6 protein-coding genes are annotated in these 5,594 nt (G+C 61.3%); 3 read left to right on the forward strand and 3 right to left on the reverse strand.

Annotated features, from left to right (window positions below):
• Nucleotides 1-173: 173 nt before the first annotated feature.
• Both SGJ19_20045 and SGJ19_20050 read right to left on the reverse strand, forming a co-directional pair.
• On the reverse strand, nucleotides 174-1,202 hold the full coding sequence (locus SGJ19_20045; protein MDZ4782545.1) for a site-2 protease family protein: 1,029 nt from the start codon (nucleotides 1,200-1,202) through the stop codon (nucleotides 174-176).
• Between the two features lie 237 nt (nucleotides 1,203-1,439).
• Nucleotides 1,440-1,619, reverse strand: a complete 180-nt coding sequence (locus SGJ19_20050; protein ID MDZ4782546.1) for a Flp family type IVb pilin — start codon at nucleotides 1,617-1,619, stop codon at nucleotides 1,440-1,442.
• Nucleotides 1,620-2,000: 381 nt separating this feature from the next.
• Here SGJ19_20050 and SGJ19_20055 point away from each other — a divergent pair, with 381 nt between their 5' ends.
• The gene (locus SGJ19_20055; protein ID MDZ4782547.1) at nucleotides 2,001-2,438 is read left to right on the forward strand and encodes a Dabb family protein; all 438 of its coding nucleotides are present in this window, start codon (nucleotides 2,001-2,003) and stop codon (nucleotides 2,436-2,438) included.
• A 70-nt stretch (nucleotides 2,439-2,508) separates the two neighbouring features.
• On the opposite strand, the gene SGJ19_20060 is transcribed toward SGJ19_20055, so the two are convergent.
• Nucleotides 2,509-3,117 carry an RsmD family RNA methyltransferase gene (locus SGJ19_20060; GenBank protein MDZ4782548.1) on the reverse strand — a complete coding sequence of 203 codons (609 nt, stop codon included), beginning with the start codon at nucleotides 3,115-3,117 and terminating at the stop codon, nucleotides 2,509-2,511.
• Between the two features lie 131 nt (nucleotides 3,118-3,248).
• Between SGJ19_20060 and SGJ19_20065 the strand changes: the two genes are divergently transcribed.
• Nucleotides 3,249-3,884: a hypothetical protein gene (locus SGJ19_20065; GenBank protein ID MDZ4782549.1), complete on the forward strand. Its 636-nt coding sequence runs from the start codon at nucleotides 3,249-3,251 to the stop codon at nucleotides 3,882-3,884.
• 377 nt (nucleotides 3,885-4,261) lie between these two features.
• Nucleotides 4,262-5,389 carry a glutamine-hydrolyzing carbamoyl-phosphate synthase small subunit gene (carA, locus tag SGJ19_20070; protein MDZ4782550.1) on the forward strand — a complete coding sequence of 376 codons (1,128 nt, stop codon included), beginning with the start codon at nucleotides 4,262-4,264 and terminating at the stop codon, nucleotides 5,387-5,389.
• Nucleotides 5,390-5,594: the final 205 nt, after the last annotated feature.

Below are 5,594 nucleotides of genomic sequence, written 5' to 3' on the forward strand. Positions count from 1 at the left end.
AAAACAACCCGAAACTTCGCCGGCATGATCAAATGGGCCTGCCTCTTACAATACCTGCGATATGACGTCAAAATCGCGTTTTGAGACAAGGCCTAGTGTGGGCACGAACGTCCACGCGAAATACCGGAGTGCTCGCACGCCACATCGGTTCGCGCACGGTCGTTGGCGAACTATTACCGGTTGCGATAGCGCTGGCTCACGCGGCGCAGAATGTCGCGTTCCTCGGAACTGAGGTTCTGAATGCCCACTTCGTTCAAGCGGGCGAGAATGCCATCGAGGCGTTGTTCTTCTTGCGCTTCGGTCTCCAAACGCAGCTGCTCTCGGGCGCGGCGGCGGCGTTCCAGCCAGCGTTGCACCGTGTTCTTGCGGCGCGGCGTCGGCGGGGCCAGGCGGCGCTCCAGACTGGTGTAACCCTGTGAAAAATCGTAACCGAATGGGCCCCCTTCGTCCTGCTCGGAGTCCATCAGCCGCTCGATTTCCTGCTTAGCGCTGAAGAACAACAGAATGCTCACGACAGCCACCGGCGCCCAAAAGTTGGCGCCGACGTCGAACACCCCGACCCCCCAAGCCAGCAGCGGCAAGATTAAAGCGATGAACTGGCCGGTCCGCGCCGTTACCAGCGAGGCTTGGTTCGCTCCGACCGAAGGCGTCAGTGCCGCGCGGAGAATGCGGCCGCCATCCAAGGGCATCGCCGGAATCAGATTCGCGATCGTCAACACCCAGTTGAGATAAAAGGTGGTCTCCAAGATCAGGCGAAGCGACATCGCATTGCCCAACGCCGGCGGCCGCAGCACATGGAACAATCGGATCAGTTCGACGTCCATCGACCACATCACCGGCAGCAAGCCGAGACAGACGAGCAGATTCGCCGTCGGCCCGGCCATTGCGACGCGCATTTCGTCTTGGGGCTCACCGTCGAAATGCGCCGAGGCCAGTCCCCCGAGCGGAAAAAGCACGACCTGACTCACACTGCCGCCGAGTCGCCAGGCGGCGAGGCAATGGCCGAATTCATGCAGGACGACGCTGGCAAACAGCAATAGCGTGGTCAGCAGGGCATGCCAGGCCGCATGAGCGGGGGCCGCCGGCGTGAGCGTCGCGATGTAAACCAGCAGCACCGCCAAGAACACGAACGAGGCGTGCAGCTTGACGCGCACCCCGGCCCAGCGACCCAGGTATAAGTACCACCCGGAGTGGTCGTGCATGGCATTAGTGGGGAGACGACGGATGATCCCGCCGCTGCCCCGGCAGGCTTCGTGGCTCGTAACCACGTCATCTTATCAAGCTGGCCAAACCTCGGCAAATACTCCGCCGACTGCGCCGGCCAAACCGACACCACGAACGGAAAACACCGGCTACCTAACCACTTACGCGGCCAGGCCTCGGCGCACACCGCCAGACTCGCTTACATAACTTGCCAGCGGCGCCGCTCCAAGCGACGCCTAGTTGCCGAAGCCAGCGGCGGTCAAATCGCCGTCGATTCCGCCCCACATGCCGCCGGATTGCGCTCCGAGCGTCGAGATGGAGCCAATCGCCACCAGCAGAATTAGGGCTAGCATCACCGCGTATTCCACGGCAGTTGCCCCATCTTCGTCGCGCAGGAAATTGAACAGCTTAGACATGGTTACCACCTACCTTCCAGATTTACCCGAACGGGTCGCTTGAGATGAGTGTGCCTGCACTTCAGGCTAAGAAAACCTAGGTCACTCTTTCGGGGAAGTCAAATTCACAGTTGCGAAATGGGATTAACGAAGACGGGCGCAACCGCGAAAAACGCAAAATCGCGCGAAATGTTCTGGGCCGCTCATCACCGCTGCCGCTCGAAATAGCGGGAACGATCAACGCCATCGGCGGACGATCGCAACTCTCCCAGTTTTCGCGTTTTTTCGCGCATTTCGCGGTTAACTCCTCTGCCATCCGTGCCGCCGGAGATTCGACCTCGCCCGGCAAAAGCGTTATATTCGCCGGTCCTTCGTTCCCATTCGCTTCTGGAGATCGCCGCGATGAAACGCTGGGCCTTGTTGTCGGCCGCCGGGGCCGTATTGATTGCCACCATCACCATTCAGGGAGGGCTGCTGCCGGAACGCGCGGCCGCTTTCCCCGACGAGAAGGGAGAAGCCGCGGAACCAATGTTAGCGCACATGGTCTTTTTCACGCTTAGTGACAGCACGCCGGAAAATCGCGCCAAATTGGCCGCGGCCTGCGACAAGTACCTGAACGACCACGACGGCACGGTCTACTACTCGGCCGGTATCATCGCCGACGATCTGGATCGCCCGGTGAACGTCCGCGACTTCGACGTGGGCCTGCACGTGGTCTTCAAAAATCGCGCCGCCCACGACGCCTACCAGACGGCCCCGCGGCACCTGCAATTCATCGAAGAAAACAAAAGCACGTGGAAATCCGTGCGGGTCTTCGATTCGAACATTGGTGCGAAATAGTCTTCGCAACGAACCACGAGTCGTTCAATCCGAGTCGGAAGCATTCGCGCTTCCGGCTCTTTTTGTTGCGCTACTTCCCGGCGATCGCCACCACGGCCGGCGGATAGTGGCGGATATCCCATTCCGCCCAGTCCCAGGTCGCCGCATCGAAGCGGGAGTCGGATTCGATGGCGAACCAACTTCCGGACGGGGAGCGGTCGTAGAGTCCGCGGATCAGATCCCGCAGTTCATCGTGCCGCGAAACGTAAAAATCGTACGGCGGCGAGCAGAACACCAGCCATGGCTCGCGCTCGTCCGTAAAGGTCGCAAAATAGCGAAAGGTGTCGCCCGTCACCACATGCGCCCGGTCGTCCGCGCCCAGCATGGCGGCATTAGCGCGAATTTGCTCCGCGGCCCCGGCGTGTTGCTCGCAGAACGTCGCCCGTACCGCCTTGCGGCTGAGCGCCTCGAAGCCGAGCGCCCCGGTCCCGGCAAACAAGTCGAGGGCGTGCGTCCCTTCCACGACCTGCTGGAACAGGTTGTAGACGTTCTCGCGCACGCGGTCCTTCATCGGCCGTGTCCGCCGATCGCCGTGATACGGCAACTGCCGTCTCCGCCAATCGCCGGCGATAATCCGGACGAATCCTGGCCCCTCCGGGGTCTCGGCGCTCGGCGCGGCCTGTTTTCGCTGCTTCGTCATGCGTTTTGCCATACCTCGCCAGCTTAGCAGGCCGTGACCGAACCTGCGCGGGCTCATGTTGCCGCTCGGCGACAATTTCGATACATACACCGGCCAGACGACGAGCCCGTGCCTACCGAGACGATTACGCGATGACGCATCCGGCAAAATCCCCAGCAACACACGATTCCGCCCTGCGCACTCCCGGGCGGCGCTGGCGCTGGGTGTTGCTGACATTGTTGGTCGTCGGCGTCGTAGCCAGCGGCGTTTGGTATCGCCAACATCAGCGCTACAAACACTTTGCGGTCCACGAGGCCGGCAAGGTCTATCGTTCCGCCTGGCTCGACAGCGACGTCTTCGCCGAACTGATCCCGCGCTACCACGTCAAAACGGTCGTGAATCTCTGTTATCCCGGCGAAATGGGCAACGATCGCAGCGAGGCCCAGCGCGAAGCGGTCTCCCGGGCCGGAGCGAAGCTGATCGAGTTGTCGTTCCCGCCGAACGACTCCTGGGACCTGAACTACGCCAGCGTCGGGGAAATGGAGCGGATTCTGGACGATCCGGCGAACTACCCGATCTGGATCCATTGCCAGCATGGCCGCGAGCGGACCGTCAAGGCGTTGGCGATGTACGACCTGCGCGAGCGGCATCTCTCAGCCCAGGATTCCCTCCTGAAAATGCCCCTCTTCGGCATGCCCCACCCCTGGCACGTGGTCGTTTTCGCCCACAACTACGAAACGCAACTCCACGACCAATCCACCGCGGATCGCCCCGCGGAACGCCGCTAGCTCCATTCAGAGTGGCCCGCGAAACACGCGAAAGCTGGGGGCCGCTGGGATTGTTTACCTGACACATCCCAAAGTGCAGGCACCAGTCCGCCTGGCAATTACATCAGAGCTCGGAAGGGGCACACGCCTTTCGCGTATTTCGCGTGTTTCGCGGGCAGCACTGAATTGCTGCGAAGTAGCTGCGGAACCGCGCCACTTCTTCGCTGACGCCCAGCGTGATAAAATCCACGGGCGCAAAAAGTGAGGGCTCCTGTTCGCCGGGACAGGAGCCCTCTAAAAGGCTGTCCGGACGGTCGCTCGCCTGTGAAGGCTTGCTTTGCCCGGAGACCCACAGCCGTTAGAACGTATCGGGCCGTTTCTCCTGAGGACTTTAAGTGATGGCGGTGCGCGCGAAACTCGCATTAGAGGATGGAACCGTTTATACCGGTTGCGGCTTTGGCGCCGAGGGCGAAGTCGACGGTGAAGTCTGCTTCAACACCTCCATGACGGGCTATCAGGAAATCTTGACCGATCCGAGTTATCGCGGACAGATTGTCGCGATGACCTATCCGGAAATCGGCAACTACGGCGTGAATCACGAAGACGTCGAAAGCGCCGGACTACATCTGGCCGGCTTCGTCGTCCGCGAATACAGCCGGCGGTTGAGCAATTTCCGCGCGGACGGATCGCTGCACGATTATCTCAAGTCAGCCGGCGTCGTTGGAATTTCCGGCATCGATACCCGCGCACTCGTCCGCCGGCTCCGCGATCGAGGCGCCATGAAGGGCGTACTCTCGACCATCGACCTCGACGACGCCAGCCTCGTGGTCAAAGCCCGCGCCAGTCGCGGCCTGGTCGGGCGCGACCTCGTTCAGGAAGTGATGGGCACGCAAACGCGGGAGTGGAGCGAAAAACTCAACCCGCTCGCAGTGTTCCATCCCGACGAACGCCACGCGTCGCAGGACAGTGCGCCGCATGTCGTGGCCATGGATTACGGCATGAAGTGGAACATCCCCCGGCACTTGGCGGAACGCGGCTGCCGCGTCACGATCCTCCCCGGCAACGCCACGGCGGAACAAATCCTCGCCCAGAAACCCGACGGCGTGTTCCTCTCCAACGGTCCCGGCGATCCCGAACCGCTCGAGTACGCCGCCGAAGCCATTCGCGGCGTGCTTGGCAAAAAACCCGTCTTCGGCATCTGCTTGGGCCATCAACTGCTTTCGCTGGCGTGCGGCGCTCACACGTTCAAACTCAAGTTCGGCCACCGCGGCGCGAATCAGCCGGTCATGAACCACGAAACCGGCCTGGTGGAGATCACCTCCCAAAACCACGGCTTCGCGGTCGACGAGAAGTCGCTTCCAAGCGATCTGGAAGTCACCCACCGCAACCTGAACGACAACACCATCGAAGGCGTCCGCCACAAAACGCTGCCAGCCTTCAGCGTGCAGTACCACCCGGAAGCCTCGGCCGGCCCGCATGACAGCAGCTACCTGTTCGAGCGGTTCATGGAAGCGATGGGGAAATAAGCCAGGCTCAAGTACAACAGCGTCATTTCCGCTAAGCCCAGGGAAGGCCCTCCAAATCGTCGGTGATAGTGACGATTTCGAGGGCCTTCCCTGGGCTTTTTACTCAAAAGCGACGCGCAGCAATTCAAGCGAATTCGCCCACGACTCCGCTTCCTCTCTCCTCTTCCCCCCTCTGTGTCCTCCGTGCTCTCCGTGGTTAAAAGCT

It is taken from the genome of Planctomycetia bacterium (genome assembly GCA_034440135.1).
Taxonomy (GTDB): domain Bacteria; phylum Planctomycetota; class Planctomycetia; order Pirellulales; family JALHLM01; genus JALHLM01.

Bases quoted from the DNA above. Each gene is read 5' to 3' on its own strand.
- SGJ19_20060 (MDZ4782548.1), bottom strand. From the start codon at position 3,117: ATGACGAAGCAGCGAAAACAGGCCGCGCCGAGCGCCGAGACCCCGGAG.
- carA (MDZ4782550.1), top strand. From the start codon at position 4,262: ATGGCGGTGCGCGCGAAACTCGCATTAGAGGATGGAACCGTTTATACC.
- SGJ19_20045 (MDZ4782545.1), bottom strand. From the start codon at position 1,202: ATGCACGACCACTCCGGGTGGTACTTATACCTGGGTCGCTGGGCCGGG.
- SGJ19_20055 (MDZ4782547.1), top strand. From the start codon at position 2,001: ATGAAACGCTGGGCCTTGTTGTCGGCCGCCGGGGCCGTATTGATTGCC.
- SGJ19_20050 (MDZ4782546.1), bottom strand. From the start codon at position 1,619: ATGTCTAAGCTGTTCAATTTCCTGCGCGACGAAGATGGGGCAACTGCC.
- SGJ19_20065 (MDZ4782549.1), top strand. From the start codon at position 3,249: ATGACGCATCCGGCAAAATCCCCAGCAACACACGATTCCGCCCTGCGC.